We start from the raw sequence: 680 nt of genomic DNA on the forward strand, positions 1-680 counted from the left end.
CGCCCACCTGATCCCGATCCAGGACGCCGGGCTACAGACCCACCTGCGCAGCCTGGACATCAAGTTCACCCAGCGCCCGGGCCTGCTGCTCTTCGGACTGATCCCGCTGGCGCTGCTGGCCGTCTATGTCGTCGTGCAGGCCCGTCGCCGCCAGCGGCTGCGCCGCTTCACCGAGGCCGAGGTGCCGCAGTCGTGGTGGCGGCATGTTCCCATCGTGGTTGCGCTGCTGTCGCTGTTCCTGTTGACCGTCGCCCTGGCCACGCCCACGCACGACATGCGCATCCCGCGCAACCGCGCCTGCGTCGTGCTGATCATCGACATGTCGAACTCGATGCGCGCGACCGACGTCGAACCCAACCGGCTCAAGGCGGCCGAGCAGGCGGCCAGCCAGTTCGCCAGCCAACTGACGCCGGCCATCAACCTGGGCCTGGTCGAATTCGCCGCCAACGCCTCACTGCTGGTGTCGCCGACGACGAACCGCGCCGCGGTGAAGGCGGCGATCGACGGGTTGAAGCCGGCGCCGAAAACCGCGACGGGGGAGGGCATCTTCACGGCGCTGCAGGCGATTGCCACGGTCGGCTCGGTGATGGGCGGCGGCGAAGGGCCGCCACCCGCGCGGATCGTGCTGGAATCCGACGGCGCCGAAAACGTGCCGCTGGACCCCAACGCGCCGCAGGGCG

At 70.1% G+C, this 680-nt stretch carries 1 protein-coding gene; it reads left to right on the top strand.

Translation table 11 applies throughout. The features are described 5' to 3' along the window. Positions 1–43: 43 nt before the first annotated feature. On the top strand, positions 44–680 hold a 637-nt coding region (locus tag A5712_RS11450; RefSeq protein WP_231982106.1), incomplete at its 3' end, for a VWA domain-containing protein.

This window comes from Mycobacterium sp. E2327, from assembly GCF_001672675.1.
GTDB lineage: Bacteria > Actinomycetota > Actinomycetes > Mycobacteriales > Mycobacteriaceae > Mycobacterium.